This is a genomic window from Rhizobium sp. SRDI943 (assembly GCF_057653695.1).
Genome location: NZ_CM172787.1, coordinates 957670 through 984301, shown reverse-complemented (window position 1 = coordinate 984301; position 26632 = coordinate 957670). Strand labels below are relative to the sequence as shown.

Sequence of the window (26632 nt, the reverse complement as noted above, 5' to 3'; positions counted from 1 at the left end):
TCCTTGACGAGGAGCGGCGCCTCCTTCCGCATTTCCCGTGGGGCCGTCCATGCTGCTCAGATTCTTTCGCTATTACAGTCCCTACAAGCAATTGTTCTTTCTCGATTTCGGCTGCGCGGTCGTTGCCGGGCTGCTGGAACTCGGCTTTCCTATCGCCGTCAAGCTCTTCGTCGACACCCTGCTGCCGCAGCGGGACTGGTGGCTGATTGCGGCGACGGCCGGGCTGCTGCTGGTCATCTACCTGTTCAACACGGCGCTGATGGCGGTGGTCAATTATTGGGGCCATGCGCTCGGAATCGGCATCGAGACCGATATGCGCCGGCAGGCTTTCGACCATATCCAGAAGCTGTCCTTCCGCTATTTCGACAACAACAAGACCGGCCATCTGATCACCCATGTGACCAAGGACCTCGAAGAAGTCGGCGAAGTCGCCCATCACGGTCCCGAAGACCTGTTCATCGCGATCATGACCTTCATCGGCGCCTTCATCCTGATGTTCACCGTGCACTGGAAGCTGGCGCTGCTGACGACCGCCATCGTGCCGTTCATGACCTGGCTAGTCAGCCGCTACGGCGCCAAGATGACGCTCAGCTGGCGAGACCTGTTCCGGCAGGTCGGTGAGTTCAATACACGCGTGCATGAAAGCGTCGGCGGCATCCGCGTCGTCAAGGCTTTCGCCAACGAGGATCACGAACGCGATCTGTTCGCCCGCAACAACGAGGGCTACAGGGCAACCAAACTCAACGCCTATGCCTATATGACCGCCAGCATCACGCTCAGCTATTTCAGCACGCGCTTCGTGCAACTGGTGGTGATGATATCGGGAACCTGGTTCGTCATATCGGGCGAACTCAGCTATGGCGGCTTTGTCGGCTTCCTGCTGCTGGTCAATGTGTTCTTCCGGCCGATCGACAAGATCACCTCGGTGCTGGAGAGCTATCCGAAGGGCATCGCCGGCTTCAAGCGCTTCACGCAGCTGATCGACACCGCCCCAGATATCGCCGACCGGCCGAACGCGACCAGCGTCGATCACCTTACCGGCAACATCGTCTACAGCAATGTGAGCTTCGGCTATACCGGCGACGGCAAGGTGCTCGACGGGCTCGAACTCTCGATCGCGGCCGGCGAGACGATCGCCTTCGTTGGTCCGTCCGGCGCCGGCAAGACCACGATCTGCTCGTTGCTGCCGCGCTTTTACGAGGTGGATTCCGGCTCGATCCTGATCGACGGCATCGACATCCGCGACATGACCCAGAAGTCGCTGCGCTCGCAGATCGGCATCGTCGCCCAGGACGTCTTCCTGTTCGGCGGCACCATCCGCGACAATATCGCCTATGGCCGGCTTGGCGCCGACGACGCGGCGATCATCGACGCGTTGCGGCGCGCCGCCCTCGACGAATACGTGCTGTCGCTGCCGAACGGGCTCGATACCGTCGTCGGCGAACGCGGCGTCAAGCTTTCCGGCGGGCAGAAGCAGCGCCTGGCGATCGCCCGCATCTTCCTGAAAAATCCGCCGATCCTCATCCTCGATGAAGCCACCTCGGCGCTCGATTCGGCGACCGAATATGCCATCCAGCAGTCGCTGTCGGCGCTCTCCAAGGGACGCACCACGCTGGTCGTCGCCCATCGACTCGCCACCATCCGCAACGCCGACCGCATCGTCGTAGTGGGAACGTCAGGCATCGTCGAACAGGGCACGCACAGCCAGTTGCTGGCGCGCGAAGGCGGCTACGCCAGGCTGCATCAAGCCCAGTTCGGTGCATCCGGACCGACTGCATAATTCCTTAAATCGGAATCGATTTAAGGCTAAAGTTATGCAGCATTCAAAGTGTTACAGCGTCCTTTGCGCGTCTTAAAAGACGCGTGGCGCTGTAGCCCCTGCGGCAATTGTGGCCGTTGAAAGGCATCTCCTTCGCGCTATCTGCCTGATCGGCGGGACTTTTCCGCCGATCCTTCAGCCCGGCTAACCTCAGCGGGAGACAGCCTTATGGCGATCATCGTCACCTCCATCTTCTTCATCATCGTCGGGCTCACTCTCGGCGGCGGCGGGCTCTGGCTCGTCACGCTCGGCGGCAGCGTCTTCTATCTGTTCGCCGGGCTGATGTTCCTGATTACCGCCGGGCTGCTGCTGATGCGCAAGGCGGTGGCGCTCTGGGTCTATGCGGTGCTCGTCGTCGCAGCACTCGCCTGGGCGATTTGGGAGGTCGGCTTCGACTGGTGGCAGCTTGGGCCCCGCGGCGGCATGATCATCCTGCTCGGGCTCTGGCTGCTGACGCCATGGATCCGCCGGCCGCTTGGCCTGCGCAGCCCAACGGGCATCACCTATGCCGCAAACCCCTGGCCGCTCGCCGCGCCTGTCATTCTCGCCATCCTTGTCGCCCTCTATTCGATGACGACTGACCCCCATGATCTCGCCGGCGAGCTGCCCAAGGATACGGTCGCCGCCAATCCCGCCTTCGGCGGCAGCGTCCCGGACGGCGAATGGCATCAATACGGCCGCACGCCCTTCGGCCAGCGCTATTCGCCACTCGACCAGATCACCGCCGAAAACGTCTCCACCCTCAAGGAAGCGTGGCGATACCAGACCGGCGACGTCAAGCGGCCGGACGATGTCGGCGAGACGACCTATCAGGTGACGCCGCTGAAGGTGAAGGACACGCTCTATCTCTGCACGCCGCATAACTGGGCGATCGCGCTCGACGCCAAGACCGGCAAGGAGAAATGGAAATACGACGCCAACTCGGGCATGAACCCCGACCGGCAGCATCAGACCTGCCGTGGCGTCACCTATTATGCCGATCCAACCGTTGCCGCCGGCCAGCCCTGCGCCGAGCGCGTCTACCTGCCGACCTCAGACGCCCGGCTGATCGCGCTCGATGCGGCGGACGGGAAGGTCTGCACCAGCTTTGCCGACCAGGGCGTGCTGCATTTGGAAACCGGCATGCGGTTCAACCCGGCCGGATACTATTATTCCACTTCGCCGCCGGTCGCGGTGGCGGGCAAAATCATCGTCGGCGGGGCGGTGAACGACAATTATTCGACTGAGGAGCAATCCGGCGTCATCCGCGCCTTCGACATCAATACCGGCGCCCTGGTCTGGAATTGGGATTCCGGCAATCCCGATGTGACGACGCCGATCACCGAGGGCCAGACCTATACGACCAACTCGCCGAACAGTTGGTCGGTCTTCAGCGTCGACGAGGCGCTCGGCATGGTCTACATCCCGCTCGGCAACCAAGTACCCGACCAGATCGGCATCGGCCGCAGCGACAATGTCGAGAAATTCTCCTCCTCTATCGTCGCGCTCGATATCGCCACCGGCCAGTTGCGCTGGGTGCGCCAGACAGTGCATCACGATCTCTGGGACATGGACGTGCCGGCCCAGCCGGCGCTGATCGACCTGACGAAGCAAGACGGCACCGTGGTTCCGGCCTTGGTCGGCCCGACCAAACAGGGCGATATCTATGTGCTCGACCGGCGCAGCGGCGAGCCGATCATCCCGATCAAGGAAATACCAGCGCCAGGCGGCGCGGTCTCGGGCGATCATACCTCGCCGACGCAGCCGATCTCGGACCTCACCTTCTCGCCAGAGCCGCTCCAGGAAAGAGACATGTGGGGCGTATCGCTGTTCGATCAGATGGCCTGCCGCATCGACTTCCACCGCTACCACTATGAGGGCCGCTTTACGCCGCCTTCGCTGAAAGGGACGATCGTCTATCCCGGCAATTTCGGCACCTTCAACTGGGGCTCGGTGGCGGTGGATCCGGAGCGGCAGATCATGTTCGGCATGCCGACCTATCTCGCCTTTACCTCGCGCCTGGTGCCGGCCGCCGACATTCCTCCGAGAGGCCAGGACGAGAAGGGCAGCGAACAGGGGCTCAACCGCAATGACGGCGCGCCCTACGGCGTCTTCATGGGTCCCTTCCTCGGGCTGCTCCAAATCCCCTGCCAGGCGCCGCCATGGGGTTATGTCGCCGGCGTCGACCTGCGCACCGGCAAGATCGCCTATATGCACAAGAACGGCACCGTCCACGACATGACGCCATTGCCCCTGCCCTTCAAGGTGGGCGTGCCCGGCATCGGCGGGCCGATGCTGACCAAGGGCGGCGTCGCCTTCCTGGGGGCCGCGGTCGACAACTACCTGCGCGCCTATGACGTGACGAGTGGCCGGGAGCTCTGGCAGGGACGGCTTCCCGCCGGCGGCCAGGCGACGCCGATGACCTATATGACCGATGACAACAAGCAATATGTCGTCATGGTCGCCGGCGGCCACGGCTCGGTCGGCACCACGCCCGGCGATTATGTGATCGCCTATACGTTGCCGTGACACCAAGCTTCCCGCAAGCTCTGCGCAGGTTTACCGCTTCATTCTCTCCCCGGTTTTCGGGGAGAGTTTTTATGGAAATCTCTAGCAATATTCGCAACTATTACGGCATCGGCGGCCTTTTCGATCAGCCGGCCAAATCCAAGAATCAGCAGACGACGGACTTCACCAAAACAGCGCGCAATACCGCGCCCGGTCTCGAGCCCAGCAGCACGCCGCCTTCGATCGCCAATACGATCTGGGCTCTTCAAAGCAGCGAAGGCCCTTATATCAACCCGCCCTCCGACGAAGAAGTGGCGGCAAGCGCTGCGCATGACTCCCTGGTCGACGAATTCTCCAAATGGGGCAACATGACGCCGGCGGAATATATCCGGGCCCGCTACCTCGAGCAGCACGATCTGACCGAGGCCGATCTGGCCGCCATGCCGGCCGACCAGCGCGCCGCAATCGAGAAGGAAATCGCCGACCAGATCAAGCGCGAGATGGCCGGCATCGAGGATGACGGCACCGAGACGGCAGACGATATCACCGCCGCCTGAGCCACTGAAAGATCGACAGCATGCGGCGGGAGAGCCTTCTCCGCCGCATTTTTTATGATTCACACCATCTCGACGATCATGCGGCCGACTTCGGCAAAGAGCGGGTTGAGCTCCTTTACCGGCACGGTCGTCTCGCTGATATAGACGGCCGCGACGATCGGGCCGCGATCGGGCGGCCAGATCACCGCGATATCGCCGAGAGATCCATTCGGACCGGTGCCGGTCTTGTCGCCGACCTTCCAATCCGCCGGCAGGCCGGCCCTGAGCCGCTCCTTGCCGGTCGTGCTCGTCACCAGCCAGGCGATCAGCCTGTCGCAGGAGGCTTCGGCGAGGACCGAGCCGAGCGTCAGATTGCCGAGCGTGTCGAGCATCGCATCCGGGGTCGTCGTGTCGCGCGGATCACCCTTCCGGCCCTCGTTCAGCGTCGGTTCGGTGCGGTCGAGACGGGTCGTGCCGTCGCCGATCGAGCGCAGCCAGTCGGTCAGGCCCGCCGGCCCGCCAAAACTTTCGAGTAGCAGATTGCCGGCTGTGTTGTCGCTGACGGTCACCGCCGCCTCGCAGAGTTCGGCGACGGTCATCCCATCGGTGCCGGCATGTTTTTCGCTGAGCGGCGAATAATCGACGAGCTTGTCCTTGCCGTAGGTCACCCGCCGGTCGAGGTTCTCCTCGCCCTTATCGGCCCGGGCAAGCACGAAAGCGGCGGCCAGCGCCTTGAAAGTGCTGCACATCGGGAAGGCCTCGCTGCCGCGATAGCCGAAGGAGATGCTCGTATCGGTGTCGAGCACCGAGACGCCGAGGCGGCCGCCGGTGCGTTTTTCCAATGCGGCAAGGCGGTGTTCGATATTGTCGTCGCCCTCGCCGGCACTCTCTTTGGCACTCTCCTTGGCCCCCTCCTCAGCCCCCTCCTCAGCATTGGCTCGAAGCGTCAGCACGGGCAGGCACAATGCCGAGCCTATCAGCATGCGGCGGGTCAGACTGAGATCCATGAAATCCTCCGGCGAATCAGGAGGACAGAGCTAAGCAGCGATTGCGGCGACTTGTCGTCCCCGCGGCGATGTTAATCGTCCGCCGAGCGATGTTAATCGTCCGCCGAGCGATCTTGTCGTCCGCCGAGCGTCTCCGCCCGCGCCGATCACGCCGCGCGCGTCACCTCGACCGTTACATGCGACAATTCCTCCAGCGCCGAAAGCCTGCCCTTGTAGAAAGCCGGGTCTCGCGGCTGCGAGGTGAGGACGGCGACGATCGCGGCATGATGGCCGGGGCCGACCTGCCAGACATGCAGATCGGTGATCCGGTCGCCCTCCGTCTCGATGGCGCCGCGGATTTCCGCCGGCAGCGTCTCGCCTTCGGGAACGACATCGAGAAGGACGCCGCCCGAGGATCTCATCAGGCTCCAGGACCAGTTGGCGATCACCAGCCCGCCGACGATGCCCATCAGGGGATCGAGCCAGAGCCAGCCGTAGAGACTGCCGAGCGTCAGCGCCGCGATGGCGAGCACGGAGGTCAGGGCATCGGCGATGACATGCAGATAGGCGGCGCGGATGTTGTTGTCGCCGGTCTTTGCGTGATGGGCATGATCGCCATGTCCGTGATGATGATGGCCGTGGGCATGGGCATGATTACCATGCCCGTGATGCGCATGATTGCCATGCGCGACATGGCCGCCGCCGGCCAGCAGCCAGGCGCTCACCAGATTGACGGCAAGGCCGATCACCGCCACGGCGATTGCCTGCGCAAAGCCGATCGGCACGGGATTGGAAAGGCGCAGCAGGCTCTCCCAGGCCATCAGCAGGGCGATCAGCGCGAGGACGATGGCGCTGGCGAAGCCGGCGAGATCGCCGAGCTTGCCGGTGCCGAAAGTGAAACGCGGATTGCGCGCCTGCCGGCGGGCGAAGAGATAGGCGAGTGCGGAAATCAGCAGTGCGCTGGCATGGGTCGACATGTGCCAGCCATCGGCGACGAGCGCCATGGAGCCGTAGACGGTGCCGGCGGCGATTTCCGCCACCATCATCACCGCCGTCAGCGCAATCACCAGCCAGATGCGCCGCTCGTTGCGTGCATGATCAGTGCCGAGGAAGACGTGATCGTGTTCCAGGGCATCAATTCCAACTTTGTCGATTCCGGCACTCATGACAGGCTCCTTCGTCGCCATAACTCTTTATTTTTACGCAATTCTCGGCAAAATCGCTACGCGCTTTGCCTGGGAAAACCGCTTCACGCTTTTCCTGGAATTGCTCTAGCGCATATAGGTTCTCAAGACTTCGGATATTTCCTCGACCGCCTCTGCCCTGGCCGCATCATCAGCGGCATTCAGCACATGCTCGCGCAGGTGATCGTCGAGCACCTCGCCGGTCAGCCCGGTGAGGGCGCCGCGGATCGAGGCGAGCAGCTGCAGGATCTCGCCGCAGGGGCGCTCGGCCTCGAGCGCGCGCTCGACCGCCTCCATCTGCCCCTTCAGCCGGCTGATGCGGGCGACGAGCTTCTTTTTCTGCAGGGTGGTGTGGGACATGATGGGCTCTCATATAACATAGGGGGGTATAGTATCAAGGCTGAAGCCGAGGCTCAATGCCGGTGATGGGCTTGATCCGCCATTGACAAAGCCCGCGTTTCCGACGATCTATGATCCATGATCAAGAACGCGCACCAGAGCCGCTCGTATTTTTGGCTGTACCTGTAAAGGGCGGCCGGACAAGATCATATTGTCAACAAGCCGCCGTCAGGCGGCTTTGTTGTATCGGCAGCGTCCTGACGGCAGACTATCAAAGGACGCGAAGACCATGACCGAAATCGAAGACAGCGAAATTTCACTGATGCGCCCATCGGTGGTGACGATCCGCGCCGCCAAGCCGCGCGACCTGCCCGAACTCGGCGAGATGATCGCCCTGCTTGCCGCCCATCACGGCGATGCGGCTGCCACAACGCCGGAGCAGCTGGAGCGCGACCTCTTCGGGCCCCTGCCCTGGATCAATGCGCTCGTCGCCGAGACCAGCGAAGGTCTGATCGGCTACGCCATTCTCGTGCCGCTCTACAGGGCGCAGGAAGGCAAGCGCGGCATGGACCTGCACCATCTCTTCGTGCGCGACGGCCATCGCGGCCACGGCACCGGCCAGCTGCTCGTCGACCGGGCGCGCGAGACCGCCCGCAATGCCGGCTGCGGCTACCTCTCCGTCAGCGCCGCCACCGGAAACGTGCTGGCGCACCGCTTCTACGAACAGCTGGATTTCACCCCGCGGCCAGTGACCGGCATGCGCTACATGCAATCGATCGCCTAAAGCGCGTCGCGCAAAGTGTGAGCGGTGTTGCGATAACAGGATGCGTTGACATAAAGGCCTAAAGCGCGACGAGCAAATCTGAAAGATTGCGACGCGCTTCAGGGCTGGAGGTCATGAAGCGGCCGGTCGGGTTTATGTAGGGACCGGTTTCAGCCTACTGACAATTCTCGAATTGCATGAGGAGCTTTCATGCCAGATTTCAAACTACATTGCTTCGCTCTCTCGGGGAATGTTACAAGGTCGCGCTCTTCCTCACACTTGCCGGCATCGAGTGGGAGAGCATTTTCGTTGACTATCTCGGCGGCGAAACACGCACTGAAGCATGGCGAAAAACCATAAACGAGCAGGGCGAAGCCCCTGTGCTCGAGCACGGCCAAACGAAGATCAGCCAATCGGGGATTATCCTGGACTATTTGTCAGAGGTGACAGGCCACTTCGGGGCGCAGACAGCCGAAGAGCGACGTGACATCATGCGTTGGATTCTTTTCGACAACCACAAATTCACGAGCTATTACGCGACGCTGAGGTTCATGTATGGCCTCCAGAAGAGCGGCGAGACGCCCGTCGTCGAGTTTTTGAGACTGAGGGCCAAAGCTGCCTATGCCATTGTTGACGAACATCTGGCGCACCAGGCCTTCATGGTCGGCGACCGGCTGACGATCGCAGACCTCTCTCTGGCGGGCTACGTCTTCATGCCGGAGGAAACCGGGATAGATCACAGCGCCTTCCCGGCTATCGCAGCCTGGAAAGATCGTATCAGCACGATGCCCGGCTGGCGCCATCCCTATGATCTGATGCCGGGTCCCACCTCCCTATAAACAGGCGTGGGACCCTGCGAAAGCGCCAAGCACAACCGCACTTTAAAGCGCGCGTCGCATCAAACTTGATTCATGCGACGCGCTTCGGATGTTTGTTTTTACGCATGTCGTTGCTCGCAACATGCTCTAGCGTCCCGGCACGGCCTTCAGATAGGCTGCGATCGCTTCACGGTCGGAGGCCGGCAGATGGGCGATGTTCTGCTGCACATCGACCATCGAGCCGCCGACGGAATCGAAATCGGGGGTGAAGCCGGTTTCGAGATAACTGGCGATATCGGCCTCGCTCCAGCCGCCGATGCTCTCGGAAGCCGGGGTGATATTGGGTATGCGACCCTTGCCTTCCGGATTGGGCGCGCCGGCAAGCCACTGATCCGCCTTGAAGCCGCCGAGCGCATCACGCGGCGTATGGCATTCGCCGCAATGGCCGGGGCCTTCGACGAGATATTGCCCGCGCTTGATCTTGTCGTCGCTCTTTGCCAGGGCGACGCGCGGCTGGTCGTTGAGATAGAGAAATTTCCAGCCGCCGAGCGCCAGCCGGATGTTGAAGGGGAACGGCAGTTCGTGCGGCGGCGCCACGTTTGCGCTCTTCGGCAGGGTTTTCAGGAAGCCATAGAGATCGTTGACGTCCTTGTCGCTCATGCGGGAATAGGAGCCATAGGGAAAGGACGGGTAGAGATGCTGCCCGCCCGGGCCGACGCCGCGCTTCATCGCGTTGCCGAACTGAGCAAGTGTCCAGCCACCGATGCCGGCTTTTTCATCGGGTGAGATGTTCGGCACGTGGAAGGTCCCGAAGGGGCTCTTCAGCGCCAGACCGCCTGCAAGTGTCAGCTTTGCATCGCCTTCGGAACCGGGTGCGGCATGACAGCTGACGCAGCCGCCCGCCCAGAAAACCATCTGACCATTTGCCGGATCCGGCGCGCCGAGACCCGCCCAATGGCTCTCCGGCAGCGGATCGGGTGCGGTGACGAGATAGAAGGCGCCCCCGCCGAGCACAGCGACGCCGATCAGACAGAGCAGTACCCGGATGAACCTGCGGACCATGCGCCGCCTCTCCTTTTGCCAATGTTGCCGCCGTCGGTCCCACATAAAGCGATCCGCGCCGGCGGCAAGCCCGGCACGGATCGCGGGTCCCGAGCGTTCCATTTCCCCCACGTCACGCGGAAGCAAGGCGCGCACCTTTGCTGGAATTGCTCAGGCCGGCCTATCACTCCTTGATACGATAGGCCTTGTGACAGCCCGCGCAATTGGCGCCAAGCGTGTTCATCGTGGCGCCGACGGCCGCAGGATCGGCCGGAAGCTGGGCGAGCGCAGTTTCGGCGTCAGTGGAGAGCTTGGCGGCGCGCGCCTTGAAGTCGTCCATGTTTTCCCAGATTTTCGGGCTCGCCTCTTTGTCGCCGGTCTCCGTGCCCGGCTTGAACTGATCGGGGAAAACCTTGGCCGTTGCGGCAATCGTCGTCAGTGCCGCCTTCACCGCCTCGGCGTCGTAAGGCTTCGTGCCCTTGGCGATGGCCGCCAGCGCGCCAGCCGAACCGCCGATCTGCTTCATCAGCGCAATGCGCGAATCATGGGTGCCGTCGGCGGCGGTCACCGAACTGAAGGCCATGCCGGCGATCGCTACAGCCGCAGCTGCTGCTTTCCAATTCATATTTCTCTCCCTTTTTCCTCGGCCAAGCTGGCCGATGGCCAATCTGCACCGGGAGCATGACAAAATCCACGGCGGCAGACAGTCACTTTTTGCCGGATTGTCATAAAAACAATGTGATAGGCCGTTCTCTGCTTTTATGCATGTCGTTATCCCGGAACCGCTGCACACTTCCGGGCGACATGCAGTGGCGGTTCAGGCGCTTTTCCACCCCTGCCAGAGGCTGAAGGCGGAGACGGCAACCAGCAGCAGTCCGGCGAAGCGGCCGACAAAGGCCGTGACGTCAGGGTTGGCGACGAGCAGGTCGCGGCTGCGGCCGGCCGTCATCGCCAGCGTGCCGTAGATGGCGAACTGGGTGACGACAGTCATGACGCCCATGATCAGTCCCTGCATCCAGATCGGGCCATATTCCGGCCTGAGGAACTGCGGATAGACAGCGAACATGAAAATATAGGCCTTCGGATTGACGAGACAGGTGACGGCGCCCTGGCGGAAGGCGCGCCAGCCGGAGCGTGCGGTTCCCGGCTCGACCGCCTCGACGGTGATCGAACTGCGGATCAGCGAAATACCGATCCAGATCATGTAGGCGACGCCGGCAAACAGCAGTACGTTGAAGAGCTGCGGCAGCATGGTGACGAGCACGCCGACCCCAGCCGCGCCATAGGCAGAATGCACGGCGCCGCCGGCCATGATGCCGCCGGTCGCCGCCAGCCCGCGCTTGACGCCGCCGGTCAGCGAATTGGCGAGCACGAAGAGCATGTCCATACCCGGCACGATGATGATGCCGAAGAGAAGGGTGAAGAAGAGCCAGAGGTTTTCGTGGTAGTTCATGTCAGTTACCGCCTTGGGTTCTGCGGGCCGTTTTCAAAAGACCCTGATTGATTTCAATCCGATAGGCGGCTCTATACGGGAACCCAACTGACAGTGTATTGTCAGGAGCGTGGCGGATGGGAGAGGTTAAATGCGCAAGGCCTCGCGGCTTTTCGAGATCATTCAGATCCTCAGGCTGGCAAGAAAACCGATGACGGCGGCGACGATGGCCGAGACGCTCGAAGTGACCGTGCGCTCGATCTATCGCGACATCGCCGCCCTTCAGGCGATGCGGGTGCCGATCGAAGGCGGGCGCGGCATCGGCTACATCATGCGGCCGGGCTTCGACCTGCCGCCGCTGATGTTCTCGATCGAGGAGATGGAGGCGATCGTGCTGTCGCTGGCGCTGCTCGAACGGACGGCGGACGAGGAGCTGAAGCAGGCCGCGCGCCGGGTCAACCGGAAGATATCAGGCGCCGTGCCGGCGCCCCTGCGCCAGGCGATGGACAACAAGGCGCTTTACGCCTGGGGCTCGATCGCGCAGCCGGCGGGCTTCGACCTGGCGATCGTGCGCCGCGCGATCCGCGACGAACGCAAGCTGATGCTCGGCTATCGCGACGAGCTCGGCCGCGCCAGCGAGCGGACGATCCGGCCGGTCGCGCTGATCTATTATTCGCAGACCGCCAATATCGTCGCCTGGTGCGAGCTGCGCCAGGCGATCCGCAATTTCCGCAGCGACCGGGTGGAACGCTGTGCGACAGCTGAGGATTTCTTCAAGGGCGACGGCGACCGGCTGCGGGAACTCTGGACCAGCGGCTGGACAGAGAAACCGATCGCCGTGTAGCTGTTCGCCCAATCGCGATTATTCAGAGCGACATGCCGCCCGAAACCTCGATGCGCTGGGCGTTGACCCAACGGTTGGCATCGCTCAGGAGGGAAGCGATCATCGGCCCTATATCGTCGGGGACACCGGCGCGGCCCAGTGCGGTCATGGAGGCGACCGCACGGTTGATCTCCGGATTGTCCCGCACCATGCCGCCGCTGAAATCGGTTTCGATGGCGCCCGGGGCGACGGTATTGACGGCAATGCCGCGGGGGCCAAGCTCCTTTGCCATGTAGCGCGTCAGCACCTCGACTGCGCCCTTTATCGAGCCGTAGGCCGAAGCGCCGACCATGGCCATGCGGGCAAGACCGCTGGAGAGGTTGACGATGCGGCCGCCGTCCTCGATCACCGGCAGGAGCTTCTGCGTGAGGAAGAAGACCCCCTTGAAATGCAGGTTGTAAAGCTTGTCCATCTCCGCTTCGGTCGTCTCCAAAATCGGGGCGTGGTAGCTGGTGCCGGCATTGTTGACTAGAAAGTCGAAGTGCTCACGCCCCCAGCCCTTGAGGATCTCGCGAACACTTTCGACAAAGGCATCGAACGCGGCCACGTTGCCGGCGTCAAGTTGAAGTGCGGCGGCCTTGCGGCCCAGCGCCTCGATCTCAGCGACGACCTTCTCCGCCTCGTCGCGGTTCGAGTTGTAGGTCAAGATCACATCGACGCCGCTCCTTGCCAGATGGACGACCGTATTGCGGCCCAGGCCGCGGCTTCCGCCGGTTACGATTGCGATTTTCGAGGTTGAATTCTGGTTAGGCATTTCAGGTACTCCTGATGTTTTGATAGACCAGTTTATGCGCCGCAAGCTTGGAATCCTGAATGCCGAAACCCTGCAATTTCTTGCCTATTCCTCCAAACGCCTTGCCCAGCCGGGCTGAGGGATTAAGATCATCCTCACCGGCGCGGCAGACCGACCCCGCGTTCACTGGAGACTAAGATGTCCGCAGATCTGAAGCAGGCGCTCAATGGGTACATGGATGCACATGGCGGCGGTGACGGCCTCTTTGCCACCGCTATCGACGGCTTTTTCCTGATGCGTTCCAGCACTCTCTCCATGCCGAAACCGGCGATCTACCGACCGGCGCTCTGCATTATCGTCGATGGCGCCAAGCAGCTCATGTTCGGAGACCGCCTTTTCGATTACGAAGCGATGCAAGCGCTTATCATCAGCGTCGAGATGCCGGCCTTCGGACAGGTGACGAAAGCCAGTGCCGAACGGCCGATGATCGCCATCAACTTGGAACTCGACGTCACTATCCTGCGCGAGGTGCTGGAGGAGATGGATGCGCCGCCGAAGCCGGCAGGCGACGGCGGGCCGGGTGTTTTCGTACAAGAATTCGGCCCCGAGCTGCAGGACTGCATACTGAGGCTGATCCGAACGCTCGCAACGCCCAAGGCGATCCCAATCCTTCATCCGGCAATCATGCGAGAGATCAGTTTCTGGTTGCTTTCCGGAAAAAATGGCGATGAGGTCTGCAAGCTTGCATTGCCCGACAGCCATACGCGCCGCGTGGCCGAGGCCATCTACCTGTTGCGCGGTAATTTTGCGGACGCCGTCCGGGTGGAAAAGCTTGCGGCGGCAGCCAGGATGAGCCCTTCCTCCTTCCACCAGCATTTCAAAATCCTGACCACGATGACGCCGCTGCAGTATCAGAAGCAGTTGCGGCTACTCGAGGCCCGGCGGCTGATGGTGACCGATGGTTTCAACGCCGCAAACGCGGCCTATCAGGTGGGTTACGAGAGCGCCTCCCAGTTCAGCCGCGAATATGCCCGCATGTTCGGGACACCACCGAAGCGCGACATCAGTGAAATGAAGGCGATGCCGGCTGAGCCGGCAATCAGCTAGATGGACAGCGTGCGGCTCACCTCGCGTCCGAAGCCGCGGATTTCGATTCTGGAGGCATAGACCTCGACGATCGCAAAGGCGTTTTCCATCTCGGTGTCAACCACGCCCTTGAAATTGAGGAAGTGGCAGGCGCCGGCCATGCCGTAGTTGCCGACGTGGTCGTGGCCATTGAGATAGGCGACGACATTGCTGCTGGAGGCGAGCAGCGCGACGGTGCGTTCGCTGTCCCACATGCCGTGCTCACTGGGCGGATGCACCGGATGGTGATTCATGACGATCACCTTCTCGCCGGCCGCAGCCGCTTTTGCGATTTCATCGCCGAGCCAGGCGAATTGTTCGTCGCTCAGCGCGGCATTCCAGCGATGGGCATTCCTCGCACCTTTTGCCTGCAGCTCCGCCAGCATCTCAGCGGCAAGGGCGCGATGAGGATGGCCTTCGGGCGGTGCGAAGATGCTGACCTCGTTGCCGTCGAGCACGATAAAGCGCCAGCCGTGGCGCACGAAGCTGTAATAGGGCGACGGCATGCCGAGACGCGCGGCGACTTCGGCGAGATGCCCAGAAGAGACCGAGAAATCGTGATTGCCGAGCAGGAAGAGCGCCTCGTGCCTGAGCTTGCCGTAGACCGGCAGGATATCGTCGAAGCTTGAAAAGCTGCGGTCGATGACATCGCCGAGCGTCATGACAAAGCTCAGCTCCTCGCCATTTAAGACCTCGATCGCCTCGGCGACCTTGGCGAGGCTGTTGGCGTAATAACGATCCATCGCCACATGCGGCGCGATCGCCGCATATTGCGGGTCGGCGATGATGCCGAAGCGGAACAGGGGAGAAGCAGAGGAAGACATGCAGCGTGATTAGGAGCGGCTGGTGACAGGGATGTGACGGCTTGCCTCTCCAAACAAAACACCCGGCGCTTTGGAGGCGCCGGGTGTCAAATTCAAACAGGCGGACGGACATCGCCGCCAGGGCGGCGAGCCTGGTAGCGCTTACTTCGTGGCTTCTTCGTAGCGTTCCAGGACGTAGTCCCAGTTGATCAGGCTATCGACGAAGGCTTCGAGGTACTTCGGGCGGGCGTTGCGATAGTCGATGTAATAGGAGTGTTCCCAGACGTCGACGCCGAGGATCGGGGTGGCGCCGTGAACGAGCGGGTTTTCGCCGTTCGGGGTCTTGGAGATTTCGAGCTTGCCGTTCTTGACGGAAACCCAGGCCCAGCCGGAGCCGAACTGGGTGGCGCCGGCATTGGCGAAATCGGCCTTGAACTTGTCATAGCCGCCGAGATCGGAGGTAAAGGCCGCTTCGAGCTTGCCCGGCAGCTTGTTGCCGCCGCCGCCCTTCTTCATCCACTTCCAGAAATGGATGTGGTTGTAATGCTGGGCCGCGTTGTTGAAGAGGCCGGCATTGGTGCCGAAGGACTTCTTGACGACGTCTTCGAGCGAGAGGTCCGAAAGACCGGCTTCGGCGGCGAGCTTGTTGCCGTTGTCGACATAGGCCTTGTGGTGCTTGTCGTGGTGGAACTCCAGCGTTTCCTTCGACATGAAGGGAGCAAGCGCTTCGTAGTCATAGGGAAGTTCAGGCAATTCGAAAGCCATGTCAGATCTCCTCTTGGCAATAGATTGCGTCTCGGCAGGTGAGGCGGAACATAGGAGGGGAAAGGGGGAGAGGCAACCGGCGAATTATCAAAAAACGACCGGCCGGAGGAAAATTTGCCTCAGTTGCAGGGTTGGAGTCGTGCGTAGAAATCGCCTGGGCAAATCAATGGGAATACCCGCCCCGAAAACCACTTTGCCCATTATGGAGATCAACGGAGACCCGATATGAACAGGAAAATAATCCAGCCTCTCACTGCCGCCGTACTGCTTTGCCTGGCAGGTGCGGCGCATGCCTCCTCCGATGACGCCTGGAAGCAGCTCGCCGTTGACGTCGAGGCTAAATGCAAGAAGGCAGCGGTCACGATCGAAAAGCCCAGCGCCACCGTCGATCCCTTCGGTAGTTCGCATTACGGGCTTGCCCTTGTGATTGGCAAGCCGAAGGGCGCCAAGGGGTTGATCGCCCAGATCTGCGTCTACGACAAGCAAAAGAAAACCGTCGAGATCGGCAGCGAGCTGGACGCCAAGACGCTCGGTCTCATGCCGGCAAAATAGGCCGCTATGAGGCTGCTCACCAAGCTGGTTTGTGCCTTGGGTCACATTTCTGAGGAACCGAAGCCTCCCTCAGGAGTTGAAAACCTGGGCTTTTAGGGAGGTGCGGCATGTCAGAGCTTCGCAGCAGGGCGGACGATCAGCAAAAAATCTATCAGCGCTGGGCACCGGTCTATGACCGGGTCTATCGCGGCATCCTGCGCGATGGCCACCGCAAGCTTGCAGCCCTCGCCGCTGCGGCCGGCACCGACATCCTGGAGATCGGCGTCGGCACCGGCCTGACGCTCGGGCATTACCCGCGCCACTGCCGGGTGACCGGCATCGACATTTCCGAACACATGATTGCGCGGGCGCGTGAAAAGGCGAGACGCGAAAAGCTGCATCATGTGCAGGCGCTTGATGTGATGGATGCGCATGCGCTCACCTTTGCCGACCGTTCTTTCGATGTGGTCTGCCTGCCCTTCGTCATCACGCTCATCCCCGAACCCGAACGGGCGCTGGACGAATGCGCCAGGGTGCTGAGGCCGGGCGGCGAGATCATCCTTGCCAGCAAGCTTGGCGACGGCGCCGGTCTGCAGGGCGCGATCGAGACGGCGGTGGCGCCGCTGGTGCGTCACATCGGCTGGTCCTCCGCCTTCCGCATTCACCGCATCGTCGCCTGGGCCGAGCGCCGCGGCGACTTTGCCGCTGCCGATATCCTGCCGGTCTTTCCGAACGGCTTCTTCAAGATCATCCGGCTGAAGCAGCGCGGACTTGCCGGCTGAGACCGGAACTTTTTTCCCCGCGTCGCTTATTCTGATGCTACCGTTCGCCTGAGGGGACTGCATGACATCGGATATCTTCTTTTTCATCGTCGTGGGTTTCTGCGCGCAGATCGTCGACGGCGCGCTTGGCATGGCCTTCGGCGTACTGTCGACGACGAGCCTTCTCGCCTTCGGGGTGCCGGCGGCCAATGCCAGCGCCATGACGCATGTGGCGGAAATGTTCACCACCGCCGCCTCGGGCATCTCGCATGCCTATCATCGCAACGTCGACTGGCGCCTGGTGGCGCGGCTTGCACCGGCCGGCATGATCGGCGGCGCGATCGGCGCCTATCTGCTGGCCAATATCGACGGCAAGGCGATCGCGCCCTTCGTGTCGGCCTATCTGATCGCGATCGGGCTGGTGATCCTCTACAAGGCCTTTCGGCCACCGCCGAAGCGGGATGTTCGCGATTGGATGGTGCCGCCCGTCGGATTTTGCGGCGGCGTGCTCGATGCGATCGGCGGCGGTGGATGGGGTCCGATCGTCACCAGTTCGCTCGTTAGCCGCGGCCATGACCTGAAACGGGTGATCGGCTCGACCAATTTCACCGAATTCGCGGTGACGCTGACGATTTCCCTGACCTTCATGCTGACGCTCGGCTGGTCGGAGCTCAATTCGGCGATCGGCCTGATCATCGGCGGCGTCATCGCCGCCCCCTTCGGCGCGATCCTCGTCAAACGGCTGCCGGTGCGGCCGCTGATGGTGGCGGTGTCGATGATCATCATCGGCACGTCGGCGATACGGATCCTGTAAAGAGCGATCGCCATCCCGGCCGGGGGATCAGAGATTCCGGCCGAAATAGACATCCACGGAGGCGATCTTGTCGCCGCGGAAGCGAAGGCTCTCGATGTTGCGGAAGCTGCCACCGTCGCGTTTTTCCGCACGGTAGCGGACGACCGCCTCGTCGCCGTCGATCGCCAGGAATTCGATGTCAAAGCCGCGGAAGACCGGCTCCTTCGGCCAGCAACGCTCGAAATAGGTCGCCCGGTCGATGTGGTCGTCGCGCGGACTGGAGAAGGTGAAATCCTCCGTCAACATGGCGCCGACAATATCCTTGCGATCGTCGAGATAGGCGGCGTAGAGCTGACGGACGGTCTGCTCTCGGGATGTGCACATGTCGCTCATGGCAATGTCCTTGGATTAACCGATTGCATCATGCAATCGGTCCTGTTCTAGCACTTTTGCCCGAGAGGGTCCAGATTGCGGCTCTCATTTCGATAGACAGGTCACCGATGCGAAAGCGCTGTCTTGAAGGATGGGCCATAGCGCGGTTATATCAGCGCGTGCCCGCCCTGGAACGGCGAGCGCATGCACCGCTACGGCCTATGCGCTCGACCTCGAAAAGCTCGATCTTCAGGACAGTTTCACCCGCACCGATCCATCGCCGCGGCAAAGGGCACATCGTTTCATCAGGCGTGCGGAACGTTGCCCGCGCGATCAATGCCGGGGCCGAGAGAATGACCGATACGCAATTGGACGCCGCCAGCGCCAGGCCGGGCTCGATCCACTGGAAGCGCAACCTCACCATCTCGTTGATCGGTTCCTTCACCACGATCGTGGCGATGACGCTGCTGCTTCCCTTCCTGCCGCTCTATGTCGAGGAACTCGGCGTCAGCGACCATGCGGCGATCGTGCAATGGTCGGGCATCGCCTATGGCGCCACCTTCTTCGCTGCGGCTCTCGTCGCGCCGCTCTGGGGGCGGCTCGGCGATATCTACGGCCGCAAGCTGATGCTGGTACGCGCCAGCCTCGGTATGACGCTGGCGATCTCGCTGATGGGCATGGCCGGCAATGTCTGGCAGCTGGTGGCGCTGCGCCTCTTCGTCGGGCTTGCCGGCGGTTATGCCTCCGGCTCGATGGTGCTGGTGGCGACGCAGACGCCAAAGGACCGTTCGGCCTGGGCGCTCGGCGTGCTCTCCTCCGGCATCATGGCCGGCAATCTCGTCGGGCCGCTGATCGGCGGCGCGCTGCCGCCGATCATTGGCATCCGCGGCACGTTTCTCGCCGCCGGCGGCATGATCTTCCTCGCCTTTCTCGCCACGGCCTTGCTGATCAAGGAAGAGAAATCGCCGGCCCGCAAGCAGGCGGCCAAGGCCAGCGGCGGCTGGAAATCCATTGCCGACAAGCGGCCGGTCATCGCCATGCTGGCAACCGGCATGCTCTTGATGTTTGCCAATATGTCGATCGAGCCGATCATCACCGTCTATGTCGCGCAGCTCGTGCCCGTCGAAACCCAGGTGACGATGATATCGGGCATCGTCATGTCGGCCGCCGCCCTCGGCAGTATTCTCTCGGCCTCATGGCTCGGCAAGCTCGCCGACCGGATCGGCCATTGGCCGGTTATTTCAGGCGCGCTCGCCGTCGCCGGGCTGCTGCTGATCCCGCAGGCCTTCGTCACCAGCTCCTGGCAGCTGATCATCCTGCGTTTCCTGATGGGCGCAGCACTCGGCGGGCTGCTGCCCTGCATCGCCGCGGTCATCCGCCACAGCGTGCCGGACAGTGCGGCCGGCAGCATTCTCGGGCTTTCCATCTCCTCGCAATATGTCGGCCAGGTGGCCGGCCCCATCCTTGGCGGTTTCGTCGGCGGGCATATCGGCATGCGGGCGGTGTTCCTCGGCACCTCCGTGCTGCTTCTCGTCGGCGCTGCCTATTCCTGGGTGGTACGGCGGAGGGATCGGCAGACATCGGGCTAGAGCATGATGCCGAAAAGTGTGAGCGGTTTTCGGCCGACATCATGCTCTAACTCTTTAATTTAGAACAGGATTCAGATTTTAGGCCGACCCGGCCTAAAATCATCCTGTTCTAGGGGGCGCTCCCGCAGATCAGCTCGACGCCCGACCGGGCGATCGCTTCCAGCGTCTCGCGGCTGTCGCCGGCGCGGGCGCGGACGGCGAGCGAATGCATGACGGCGGAGGCGAGCCTGGCCAGCATCTGCGGATCGGCGCTTCGGGGAAGCTCACCCTTTTCCACGGCAAGGCGCATGCGCTTTTCGATCTCGTCGTCGAAATCGTTGAGGCTGCGGCCGAGCACCTCGCGGACCCGCTCATGCTGGACCGCCTCGGCCGACGCCGTGCCGATCAGCAGACAGCCGCGGGCCGCGGTTTCACCATGCAGATAGATCGCCAGCGCGCCGGCATAGACGCGGGCGATATTGTCGCGAAGCGGCAGTGAGGGGTCGAGCGCCTCGGCGAGCGTATTCATGCCGTCCTGCCGATAGCCCTCCAGCGTATCGAGATAAAGATCCTCCTTGTCGCCGAAGGCGCCGTAGAGGCTCGGGCGGTTGAGGTTGGTGGCCGTGCTCAGATTGTCGAGCGAGGCGGCGGCAAACCCCCTGTCCCAGAAGACATCCCGTGCCTTGCCGAGCGCCGCCTTGGTGTCAAAAGCCCTCGGGCGGCCCCGCTTCTTCTCGTCTTTCATATTTGTACCGTTTCGCATTAAATTCTTGACGAGAGTCATTTTATGCGAAACAGTACAGATATTCAACACTGTCGGCCGGCGGCATCGACCGCCTCCGCAAGGAGAGGAAACCGGAATGAAACTTTACATGCACGCAGCCGCCTGTTCGCTTTCGCCGCACATCATCTGCCGCGAGCTCGGGCTCGATATCGAGCTCGTCCAGGTCGATCGTCAGACCTACAGGACGAGCACCGGCGAGGATTACCTCGCGATCAACGGCAACGGCTATGTGCCGGCGCTGGTGCTCGACGATGGCAAGGTGCTGACCGAGGGGCCGGCGATCGTGCAGTTCCTCGCCGACAGCGTGCCCGAAGGGGCAGCCCTGTTGCCTGAGGTCGGCAACATCCGCCGCAACGAGGTGCAATCCTATCTGAACTTCATCACCGCCGAGCTGCACAAGCCGATGGTGTTGCTCTTCAATCCGATCTATTCCAGCGTTCATGGCGAGGTCCGCGCGCTGATCTCCAAGCGGCTCGCCTGGCTGAACGGCCGTCTTGCCGGACCCTATCTCACCGGCGATGCGTTTACGGTGGCGGATGCCTATCTCTTCGTCTGCCTGAACTGGTCGCCCTGGACCGACATCGATCTCAACCAATGGCCGGCGCTGCACGCCTTCATGGCCCGGGTGGCGGCACGACCGAAGGTGCGCGAGGCGCTGCAGGCCGAAAACCTCGAGGCCTTCGATGCCGACGGCGTCTATTTTGCGCCACACGCCTATCTCGCCTCATCAGGACGGACCGGCTCGCCGGTCAGGCCGTAAACGCGAGGTCGGCCACACCGCGACACGGATGGGCATCAGAGGGCGTTGACGGCGACCGGCAGGGCACGCTTGTGGCCGGTCGCCCGATAGGCGGCAAGGATGCGGCGGCGGGCGATCTCGCCGACCGGCTTGCCTTCGAGGAAATCGTCGATCTCGTCATAGCTGACGCCATAGGCCTCCTCATCGGGGCGCAGCGGCCGCTGGTCCTCGAGATCGGCTGTGGGAACCTTGAAGACCAGCTCGTCCGGGGCGCCGAGCCGCTTTGCCAGCAGGCGGACCCGGCGCTTGTTGAGGCCGGCGAGCGGCAGGATGTCGGCGGCGCCATCGCCGAACTTGGTGAAGAAGCCCATGACCGCCTCGGCCGCATGATCGGTGCCGATGACGAGGCCGCCAAGGGCGCCGGCAAGGGCGAACTGGGCGATCATCCGCTGACGCGCCTTGATATTGCCGAGGATGAAATCCTGCCGGCCGGCATCAGCAAAGGCGAGGCCGCCGTCCTGCGCGGCGGCAAGCATCGCATCCGCCGGCGCCTTGATGTTGACCACCATCGCGCGGTCTGCACCGATCGTTTCCAGCGCCCTTCCCGCATCAGCCTCGTCCGCCTGCACACCGTACGGAAGGCGCACGGCAATGAATTCGGCCGCATGGCCGCTTTCCCGCAGCTCGCGCACCGCCTTTTGAGCCAGTAGCGCCGCCGTCAGCGAATCGACGCCGCCGCTGATGCCGAGGACGTAGCCGCGCATGCCGGAGGCGACGAGATAATCCTTGAGGAAAGCGGTTCGCCGTTCGATCTCCCGCTCAGCGTCGATATCGGCGGCGACACCCAGTTCGCGGATGATCTCGCCTTGTTCGTCGAACAGCACAGTCATAAGCCTCTTCCTCCCTGCTTACGGAATTTCGGCGCCACTATGGCGAAAAGATGGGGGAAGACGAAGCCGTTTCGGGCAAACCTGCCATGCGTTTTATGCAAGTGAGCGGCTTGGTATCTACCGCACGATCGTAAACAGCTCGACCGGATCGGCAAAACCCTTCAGCCTGTGCGCCCCGACCGACACCACATCCCCTGCCCCGGCCTCGTCGCGAAACGGCGCCGACATCAGCAAGGCCTCTCCGAGTTCGCTGCAGGCGGTCTGGATGCGGCTGACCAGATTGACGTCGCCGCCGATCAGGGTGAAATCGAGGCGGCGGCCGGAGCCGACATTGCCATAGCTGACCTCGCCGTAATGCAGGGCGATGCCGGCTTTGACTCCGATGCCCTCGTACTGGAAATGGTCGACCTCATCGAGGATGGCGCGGGCCGATGCCAGGGCGGCGCCGCAGGAATGGGCGGCATCATAACCCGGGAAGAAGGCGAGCACGGCGTCGCCCATGAACTTCAGCACCTCGCCGCCCTCGCGGGTGATGGCCGGCACGATCCTGTCGAAATAGGCGTTCAGCAGCCCGAGCACGGTGCTGCCGGGCAGCCGGTTCGACAGCTCGGTAAAGCCGCGCAGATCGCAAAGCAGCAGTGCCGCCTCCATCGATTCGATCTCGTCGCGGCGGATGCGCCCGGCTAGGATGCGGCTTGCCGTCAATGGGCCGATATAGGTATCGAGCAGGCTGAGCTCGACCTGGCGCAGAATGCGCAACTCGCTGGTGTTGCGCAGCGCCGGCAGGATGCGCTCGATCACCTGACGCTCGGAGACGGTGAAGCCGCCCGGCCGCTTCGTGCCGAAGACGGCGGCGCTGACCGGGCCATCGACATTGCAGAGCGGCGCGATGACGAGCTGCATCAGGCCGCGATCTGCAAAGACATCGATATGTTGCCAGCGGCCATGCACGCTTTCGCCGGTATCGACGACCAGCGGTTCGCGGGTTTCCATGACCTTGCGCAGCGGCGTATTTGATATGGCGACGCGGGCGCCGTGTTCCCGATCGTGGATCTCGACCGGTTCACCCGGCGCCCAGGCGATGGTGCGGCCGATGAACTCGGGATGCAGTGTCATCAGATGCAGCGTCAACCGGTCGACCGGCAGGCCGAGCGCCTGAAGCCGGCGACCGAGGCCGGAGACGAGGCCCGCTTCATCGAGCGCGTGGCATTCATCGCCGGAGAGCCATTCGATGATGGAGAGCAGCGCAGCCGCGCTGACGGCAGGGCCGGCGGTCTTCGTTTGGAGCCTGTCGGCATCGGGAGCATAGATCGCTGACGTCATGGCTTTCTCCTCCTTAAGGGAGGCAGGGCGCTAGTGGGCGCCGCCGCCAGAGAGTTGACCGGGTTTTTTCAGAAGCAGGCTTGCAAGCAGGGCGACGACGAGGGCGACACCGAGCAGGAAGAAGGTGTCGCTGAAGGCCATGATATTGGCCTGCTTGCGTATTTTGAGCGCGATGACGACGACGGCTTTGTGGCCGGCGAGCGCCTGATCGCTGACGCCGTGGCTCATGAAATAGCCGGTGAGCCTGGCGATGCGATCGCGGGTGGCTTCCTCGAAGACCGAGACTGAGTTGGTCAGGATGTTCGAGTGGAACTGCTCGCGCTTCGACAGGAAGGTCTGCAGCGAGGCGATGCCGACGGCGCCGCCGAGATTGCGCATCATGTTGAAGAGTGCCGAAGCCGAACCGGCATTCTCCTGCTCGATGCCGGCGGTAGCGATCGCCGAAAGCGGGGTGAAGACGAGCGCCTGACCGATCGCGCGGACGATGTTCGGCCAGAACAGCTGGTCGCTCGCATAATCGCCGGTCATGTGCACGTTCATGAAGTTCGAGGCGGCGAAGAGGGCAAAGCCGACGACGATCAGCAGGCGAACGTCGAAACGCTTCATCAGCTGCGGCACCAGCGGGATCAGCAGCAGCTGCGGGATGCCGGTCCATGCGAGAACCATGCCGATCTGCTCGGAATTATAGCCCTGGATGCGGGTCAGATAGATCGGCAGCACGAAGACCGAGCCGTAAAGCGCGATACCGAGCAGGAAATTGGCGACGATGCCGAAGCCGAAGTTGCGGCGCACGAGCAGGCGCAGGTTCAGCAGCGGATTGGCGGTCTTCAGCTCGATGATCAGGAACAGCGTCAGCGAGACGGCGGCGATAACGGACAGGCGGAGGATGAAATCGGAGCCGAACCAATCTTCCTTGTTGCCCTCTTCCAGCACGGTCTGCAGGGCGGCGAGGCCGATTGCCATGGTGATGATGCCTGGCCAGTCACCCTTGGCGAGCAGCTTCAGGTTCATCGGCGCGCGGTCGAGCGAGGCCCAGAGCAGGCCGACCATCAGCGCGCCGGGTACCAGGTTGACATAGAAGATATGTTCCCAGCCCCAGTTCTCGGTGAGATAACCGCCGATCGTCGGGCCGATCGCCGGCGCGAAGGTGGCAGACAGGGCAAAGAGCGCGAGGCCGATCGGCTGCTTGGCCTTGGGCAGCAGGGTGATGATGATGGTGAAGGCCATCGGGATCAGCACGCCGCCGGAAAAGCCCTGAATGGCGCGCAGGATGATCATCTGCTGCAGATTGGCCGCGAAGGCGCAGGCAACGGAGAAGATGAGGAAGAGGATGGCGTTGGTGAGCAGGTAATTGCGGAGCGAGAAGACCCGCGCCAGCCAGGCGCTGAGCGGAATGACGACGATCTCGGCGATCAGATAGGAGGTCGAAATCCAGCCGCCGTCATCGGTGCCGGCGCCGATCGCGCCCTGGATATCGGCAAGCGAGGCATTGACGATCTGGATGTTGAGGACGGCCATGAAGGCACCGAGCGTCGAGCCGACAACGGCTGCCCACATGCGAAGTGGGCTCATCGCCGCAGGTGTCGCGGGCGCTGCAACGGCGGGGGGCGCCAGCGCATTGCTGTTGGCTGCGATCTGAAGAGTGGCCATGGCTTATCTCCTTCCAGCTCTCGCGGGAAACTTTCTCATGACGGGGTTCGGGTGATCATTCGGGGAATGATCGGGATCATTCGGGAATGATCGGGATAATTGGGCGAAGAAGGGAAGGATCATCCAGCGTGGCTGGATTATCCCTCCCCGGCTGTTCCAGGGGCTTGGGCAGGCTTGGTCTCGGCAGCTTGGGTCTGGGCAGCCTTGGTATCGATTTCCGGCTCGACCGACATGCCCGAGCGCAACAGGCCGCTCAGCGCCTCGTCGTCGATGACGATCTTGACCGGGATGCGCTGGACAATCTTGGTGAAATTGCCGGTGGCATTGTCCGGCGGCAGCAACGAAAATTCGAGGCCGCTTGCCGGCGAAACGCTGTCGACATGACCTTTGATCGAGATATCGGGAAAGCTGTCGACCTTGATCTCGACCGACTGGCCGGGGCTGATATAAGTCAGCTGCGTTTCCTTGAAATTGGCGACGACATAGACCGCGTGCAGCGGCACGACCGCCATCAGCTGCGTGCCCGAGGTGACATACTGGCCGACCCGGATCGACCGGGCGCCGACCGTGCCGTCGACGGCGGCGACGATATCCGTATAGGAGAGATTGAGCTCTGCCTGCTGGGCGGCGGCGGCCGCACGGTCGCGCTGGGCAACCGTCTGTTCGCGCTCAGTCTGCAGTACCGGCACCTTGTTCTGAGCCGTGACGAGGGCTGCCCGGTCACGCTCGACGGCGGCAGTGGCCTGGTCGCGGGCCGACTGGGTCTGTTCGGCGCGAGACTGGGTGCCGGCACCGTTGGTGATCAGGCGGGCCGAGCGGGCGGCATCGGATACTGCGAAATCCAGCGATGCCTGCGAGGCATCGATCGTCGCCCTCGCCTGCTCGATGACGGACTGCTGCAGGGCGATCTGGGCATCGATATTGGTGATGGCGGCCTCGGCTGCCTTCACATCGGCTCTGGCCTGCGACAGTGCGGCCTGGAAGTCGCGGTCGTCGATGCGGGCGAGAACCTGGCCGGCCTTGACCGCGTCATTGTCGTTGACCAGCACCTGGCTGATATAGCCGGCGACCTTCGGGGCGACAGTGGTGTAATCGGCCTTCACATAGGCATCGTCGGTGGATTCGATGAAGCGGCCGACCGTCCAGTAGCGGTAGCCGAAATCGCCTGCGAAAGCGACGCCGGCAAGCAGCGCGGCGGCAAGGACGGCGCGCTTGACGATACGGCGGCCGGACTTTTTGGGCGCTTCCGCAACCGGGGCTCCGGCGACCGGCGCTTCGGAGACATGCATGGGGGGCGCCTCGGCGGCAGGCGCCCTGGCGGCTTCCTCGGCCAGGATCTGCTCGGCCTGCCTGTCACTTTCGAAAACGCGGGGTAACTCGACCATCGTAATTCTCCTTCACCGTTGGCCTCCTCTGTGAGAGGCCATGTTCGATGAGACGGAAAATGCACCCTGACATTCATTTTGATAATCTGCTTAAATCGGGAAGGATCATCAACTCTCAGCGG

General features: G+C 62.5%; 26 protein-coding genes and 1 pseudogene. 12 read left to right on the top strand and 15 right to left on the bottom strand.

The window, feature by feature from the left end; all coding sequences use genetic code 11:
- Window positions 1–49 precede the first annotated feature (49 nt).
- The 3 genes from AC245Y_RS05010 (at window position 50) to AC245Y_RS05000 (ending at window position 4863) form a co-directional block, all read left to right on the top strand.
- Window positions 50–1780, top strand: a complete 1731-nt coding sequence (locus AC245Y_RS05010) for an ABC transporter ATP-binding protein (protein WP_012756629.1) — start codon at window positions 50–52, stop codon at window positions 1778–1780.
- 207 nt (window positions 1781–1987) lie between these two features.
- Window positions 1988–4327, top strand: coding sequence for a glucose/quinate/shikimate family membrane-bound PQQ-dependent dehydrogenase (locus AC245Y_RS05005; protein WP_017993399.1), 2340 nt, complete (start codon window positions 1988–1990; stop codon window positions 4325–4327).
- 71 nt (window positions 4328–4398) lie between these two features.
- Window positions 4399–4863, top strand: a complete 465-nt coding sequence (locus AC245Y_RS05000; RefSeq protein ID WP_012756627.1) for a hypothetical protein — start codon at window positions 4399–4401, stop codon at window positions 4861–4863.
- Between the two features lie 59 nt (window positions 4864–4922).
- Here the strand turns inward: AC245Y_RS05000 and bla are convergent, their stop codons facing one another.
- From bla to dmeR, 3 genes are all read right to left on the bottom strand, one after another.
- Complete coding sequence (bla, locus tag AC245Y_RS04995) at window positions 4923–5849, bottom strand: class A beta-lactamase (protein ID WP_017993398.1); 927 nt, start codon at window positions 5847–5849, stop codon at window positions 4923–4925.
- A 146-nt stretch (window positions 5850–5995) separates the two neighbouring features.
- The gene (dmeF, locus tag AC245Y_RS04990) at window positions 5996–6994 is read right to left on the bottom strand and encodes a CDF family Co(II)/Ni(II) efflux transporter DmeF (RefSeq protein ID WP_012756625.1); all 999 of its coding nucleotides are present in this window, start codon (window positions 6992–6994) and stop codon (window positions 5996–5998) included.
- A 105-nt stretch (window positions 6995–7099) separates the two neighbouring features.
- Window positions 7100–7372 (bottom strand): Ni(II)/Co(II)-sensing transcriptional repressor DmeR, encoded by a 273-nt coding sequence (gene dmeR, locus AC245Y_RS04985; protein WP_003546569.1) that lies wholly within the window; start codon window positions 7370–7372, stop codon window positions 7100–7102.
- Window positions 7373–7640: 268 nt separating this feature from the next.
- On the opposite strand from dmeR, the gene AC245Y_RS04980 reads away from it, so the two are divergent.
- Complete coding sequence (locus AC245Y_RS04980) at window positions 7641–8135, top strand: GNAT family N-acetyltransferase (protein ID WP_012756624.1); 495 nt, start codon at window positions 7641–7643, stop codon at window positions 8133–8135.
- Between the two features lie 189 nt (window positions 8136–8324).
- Window positions 8325–8953 (top strand): annotated as a pseudogene (locus tag AC245Y_RS04975) (glutathione S-transferase family protein).
- Window positions 8954–9079: 126 nt separating this feature from the next.
- On the opposite strand, the gene AC245Y_RS04970 reads toward AC245Y_RS04975, so the two are convergent.
- From AC245Y_RS04970 to AC245Y_RS04960, 3 genes are all read right to left on the bottom strand, one after another.
- Complete coding sequence (locus AC245Y_RS04970) at window positions 9080–9994, bottom strand: cytochrome c (protein WP_017993396.1); 915 nt, start codon at window positions 9992–9994, stop codon at window positions 9080–9082.
- A 163-nt stretch (window positions 9995–10157) separates the two neighbouring features.
- On the bottom strand, window positions 10158–10598 hold the full coding sequence (locus AC245Y_RS04965) for a c-type cytochrome (protein WP_012756621.1): 441 nt from the start codon (window positions 10596–10598) through the stop codon (window positions 10158–10160).
- 192 nt (window positions 10599–10790) lie between these two features.
- Window positions 10791–11426, bottom strand: a complete 636-nt coding sequence (locus AC245Y_RS04960) for a LysE family translocator (RefSeq protein ID WP_017993395.1) — start codon at window positions 11424–11426, stop codon at window positions 10791–10793.
- A 130-nt stretch (window positions 11427–11556) separates the two neighbouring features.
- On the opposite strand from AC245Y_RS04960, the gene AC245Y_RS04955 reads away from it, so the two are divergent.
- The gene (locus AC245Y_RS04955) at window positions 11557–12249 is read left to right on the top strand and encodes a helix-turn-helix transcriptional regulator (RefSeq protein WP_012756619.1); all 693 of its coding nucleotides are present in this window, start codon (window positions 11557–11559) and stop codon (window positions 12247–12249) included.
- Window positions 12250–12271: 22 nt separating this feature from the next.
- Here AC245Y_RS04955 and AC245Y_RS04950 read toward each other — a convergent pair whose 3' ends face one another.
- Entirely contained in the window at window positions 12272–13042 is a 771-nt protein-coding gene (locus AC245Y_RS04950) for an SDR family NAD(P)-dependent oxidoreductase (RefSeq protein ID WP_017993394.1), read from the bottom strand.
- Between the two features lie 177 nt (window positions 13043–13219).
- Between AC245Y_RS04950 and AC245Y_RS04945 the strand changes: the two genes are divergently transcribed.
- Window positions 13220–14128 (top strand): AraC family transcriptional regulator, encoded by a 909-nt coding sequence (locus AC245Y_RS04945; RefSeq protein ID WP_012756617.1) that lies wholly within the window; start codon window positions 13220–13222, stop codon window positions 14126–14128.
- Here the strand turns inward: AC245Y_RS04945 and AC245Y_RS04940 are convergent.
- The gene (locus AC245Y_RS04940; RefSeq protein WP_017993393.1) at window positions 14125–14970 is read right to left on the bottom strand and encodes a metallophosphoesterase; all 846 of its coding nucleotides are present in this window, start codon (window positions 14968–14970) and stop codon (window positions 14125–14127) included. The genes AC245Y_RS04945 and AC245Y_RS04940 overlap by 4 nt on opposite strands.
- Before the next feature lie 141 nt (window positions 14971–15111).
- Window positions 15112–15714, bottom strand: coding sequence for a superoxide dismutase (locus tag AC245Y_RS04935; RefSeq protein WP_008528928.1), 603 nt, complete (start codon window positions 15712–15714; stop codon window positions 15112–15114).
- A 225-nt stretch (window positions 15715–15939) separates the two neighbouring features.
- On the opposite strand from AC245Y_RS04935, the gene AC245Y_RS04930 reads away from it, so the two are divergent.
- The 3 genes from AC245Y_RS04930 (at window position 15940) to AC245Y_RS04920 (ending at window position 17820) form a co-directional block, all read left to right on the top strand.
- On the top strand, window positions 15940–16266 hold the full coding sequence (locus tag AC245Y_RS04930) for a hypothetical protein (protein WP_012756615.1): 327 nt from the start codon (window positions 15940–15942) through the stop codon (window positions 16264–16266).
- Between the two features lie 107 nt (window positions 16267–16373).
- Entirely contained in the window at window positions 16374–17027 is a 654-nt protein-coding gene (locus tag AC245Y_RS04925) for a class I SAM-dependent methyltransferase (protein ID WP_017993392.1), read from the top strand.
- Window positions 17028–17088: 61 nt separating this feature from the next.
- Window positions 17089–17820: a sulfite exporter TauE/SafE family protein gene (locus tag AC245Y_RS04920; RefSeq protein ID WP_017993391.1), complete on the top strand. Its 732-nt coding sequence runs from the start codon at window positions 17089–17091 to the stop codon at window positions 17818–17820.
- Window positions 17821–17847: 27 nt separating this feature from the next.
- On the opposite strand, the gene AC245Y_RS04915 is transcribed toward AC245Y_RS04920, so the two are convergent.
- Entirely contained in the window at window positions 17848–18192 is a 345-nt protein-coding gene (locus AC245Y_RS04915; RefSeq protein ID WP_012756612.1) for a nuclear transport factor 2 family protein, read from the bottom strand.
- Between the two features lie 332 nt (window positions 18193–18524).
- Here AC245Y_RS04915 and AC245Y_RS04910 point away from each other — a divergent pair, with 332 nt between their 5' ends.
- Complete coding sequence (locus AC245Y_RS04910) at window positions 18525–19760, top strand: multidrug efflux MFS transporter (RefSeq protein ID WP_026157289.1); 1236 nt, start codon at window positions 18525–18527, stop codon at window positions 19758–19760.
- Window positions 19761–19869: 109 nt separating this feature from the next.
- On the opposite strand, the gene AC245Y_RS04905 is transcribed toward AC245Y_RS04910, so the two are convergent.
- Window positions 19870–20484 carry a TetR/AcrR family transcriptional regulator gene (locus tag AC245Y_RS04905; RefSeq protein WP_017993389.1) on the bottom strand — a complete coding sequence of 205 codons (615 nt, stop codon included), beginning with the start codon at window positions 20482–20484 and terminating at the stop codon, window positions 19870–19872.
- A 115-nt stretch (window positions 20485–20599) separates the two neighbouring features.
- Between AC245Y_RS04905 and gstA the strand changes: the two genes are divergently transcribed.
- A complete protein-coding gene (gstA, locus tag AC245Y_RS04900; protein WP_017993388.1) occupies window positions 20600–21283 on the top strand; it encodes a glutathione transferase GstA in 684 nt (227 codons plus the stop codon).
- Window positions 21284–21318: 35 nt separating this feature from the next.
- On the opposite strand, the gene nadE is transcribed toward gstA, so the two are convergent.
- The 4 genes from nadE to AC245Y_RS04880 all read right to left on the bottom strand — a co-directional run bounded on the left by nadE (window position 21319) and on the right by AC245Y_RS04880 (window position 26510).
- On the bottom strand, window positions 21319–22152 hold the full coding sequence (gene nadE / locus AC245Y_RS04895) for an NAD(+) synthase (protein ID WP_017993387.1): 834 nt from the start codon (window positions 22150–22152) through the stop codon (window positions 21319–21321).
- Window positions 22153–22269: 117 nt separating this feature from the next.
- A complete protein-coding gene (locus tag AC245Y_RS04890) occupies window positions 22270–23475 on the bottom strand; it encodes an adenylate/guanylate cyclase domain-containing protein (RefSeq protein ID WP_017993386.1) in 1206 nt (401 codons plus the stop codon).
- A gap of 30 nt (window positions 23476–23505) precedes the next feature.
- Window positions 23506–25125 carry an MDR family MFS transporter gene (locus AC245Y_RS04885; RefSeq protein ID WP_017993385.1) on the bottom strand — a complete coding sequence of 540 codons (1620 nt, stop codon included), beginning with the start codon at window positions 25123–25125 and terminating at the stop codon, window positions 23506–23508.
- A 137-nt stretch (window positions 25126–25262) separates the two neighbouring features.
- Complete coding sequence (locus AC245Y_RS04880) at window positions 25263–26510, bottom strand: HlyD family secretion protein (protein WP_017993384.1); 1248 nt, start codon at window positions 26508–26510, stop codon at window positions 25263–25265.
- Window positions 26511–26632: the final 122 nt, after the last annotated feature.

Bases quoted from the DNA above. Each gene is read 5' to 3' on its own strand.
- AC245Y_RS04980 (WP_012756624.1), top strand. From the start codon at position 7,641: ATGACCGAAATCGAAGACAGCGAAATTTCACTGATGCGCCCATCGGTG.
- AC245Y_RS04965 (WP_012756621.1), bottom strand. From the start codon at position 10,598: ATGAATTGGAAAGCAGCAGCTGCGGCTGTAGCGATCGCCGGCATGGCC.
- AC245Y_RS05000 (WP_012756627.1), top strand. From the start codon at position 4,399: ATGGAAATCTCTAGCAATATTCGCAACTATTACGGCATCGGCGGCCTT.
- nadE (WP_017993387.1), bottom strand. From the start codon at position 22,152: ATGACTGTGCTGTTCGACGAACAAGGCGAGATCATCCGCGAACTGGGT.
- AC245Y_RS04910 (WP_026157289.1), top strand. From the start codon at position 18,525: ATGACCGATACGCAATTGGACGCCGCCAGCGCCAGGCCGGGCTCGATC.
- AC245Y_RS04960 (WP_017993395.1), bottom strand. From the start codon at position 11,426: ATGAACTACCACGAAAACCTCTGGCTCTTCTTCACCCTTCTCTTCGGC.
- bla (WP_017993398.1), bottom strand. From the start codon at position 5,849: ATGGATCTCAGTCTGACCCGCCGCATGCTGATAGGCTCGGCATTGTGC.
- AC245Y_RS04970 (WP_017993396.1), bottom strand. From the start codon at position 9,994: ATGGTCCGCAGGTTCATCCGGGTACTGCTCTGTCTGATCGGCGTCGCT.
- dmeR (WP_003546569.1), bottom strand. From the start codon at position 7,372: ATGTCCCACACCACCCTGCAGAAAAAGAAGCTCGTCGCCCGCATCAGC.
- AC245Y_RS04930 (WP_012756615.1), top strand. From the start codon at position 15,940: ATGAACAGGAAAATAATCCAGCCTCTCACTGCCGCCGTACTGCTTTGC.
- AC245Y_RS05005 (WP_017993399.1), top strand. From the start codon at position 1,988: ATGGCGATCATCGTCACCTCCATCTTCTTCATCATCGTCGGGCTCACT.
- AC245Y_RS04880 (WP_017993384.1), bottom strand. From the start codon at position 26,510: ATGGTCGAGTTACCCCGCGTTTTCGAAAGTGACAGGCAGGCCGAGCAG.
- AC245Y_RS05010 (WP_012756629.1), top strand. From the start codon at position 50: ATGCTGCTCAGATTCTTTCGCTATTACAGTCCCTACAAGCAATTGTTC.
- dmeF (WP_012756625.1), bottom strand. From the start codon at position 6,994: ATGAGTGCCGGAATCGACAAAGTTGGAATTGATGCCCTGGAACACGAT.
- AC245Y_RS04925 (WP_017993392.1), top strand. From the start codon at position 16,374: ATGTCAGAGCTTCGCAGCAGGGCGGACGATCAGCAAAAAATCTATCAG.
- gstA (WP_017993388.1), top strand. From the start codon at position 20,600: ATGAAACTTTACATGCACGCAGCCGCCTGTTCGCTTTCGCCGCACATC.
- AC245Y_RS04920 (WP_017993391.1), top strand. From the start codon at position 17,089: ATGACATCGGATATCTTCTTTTTCATCGTCGTGGGTTTCTGCGCGCAG.
- AC245Y_RS04955 (WP_012756619.1), top strand. From the start codon at position 11,557: ATGCGCAAGGCCTCGCGGCTTTTCGAGATCATTCAGATCCTCAGGCTG.
- AC245Y_RS04950 (WP_017993394.1), bottom strand. From the start codon at position 13,042: ATGCCTAACCAGAATTCAACCTCGAAAATCGCAATCGTAACCGGCGGA.
- AC245Y_RS04885 (WP_017993385.1), bottom strand. From the start codon at position 25,125: ATGGCCACTCTTCAGATCGCAGCCAACAGCAATGCGCTGGCGCCCCCC.
- AC245Y_RS04945 (WP_012756617.1), top strand. From the start codon at position 13,220: ATGTCCGCAGATCTGAAGCAGGCGCTCAATGGGTACATGGATGCACAT.
- AC245Y_RS04915 (WP_012756612.1), bottom strand. From the start codon at position 18,192: ATGAGCGACATGTGCACATCCCGAGAGCAGACCGTCCGTCAGCTCTAC.
- AC245Y_RS04905 (WP_017993389.1), bottom strand. From the start codon at position 20,484: ATGAAAGACGAGAAGAAGCGGGGCCGCCCGAGGGCTTTTGACACCAAG.
- AC245Y_RS04890 (WP_017993386.1), bottom strand. From the start codon at position 23,475: ATGACGTCAGCGATCTATGCTCCCGATGCCGACAGGCTCCAAACGAAG.
- AC245Y_RS04940 (WP_017993393.1), bottom strand. From the start codon at position 14,970: ATGTCTTCCTCTGCTTCTCCCCTGTTCCGCTTCGGCATCATCGCCGAC.
- AC245Y_RS04935 (WP_008528928.1), bottom strand. From the start codon at position 15,714: ATGGCTTTCGAATTGCCTGAACTTCCCTATGACTACGAAGCGCTTGCT.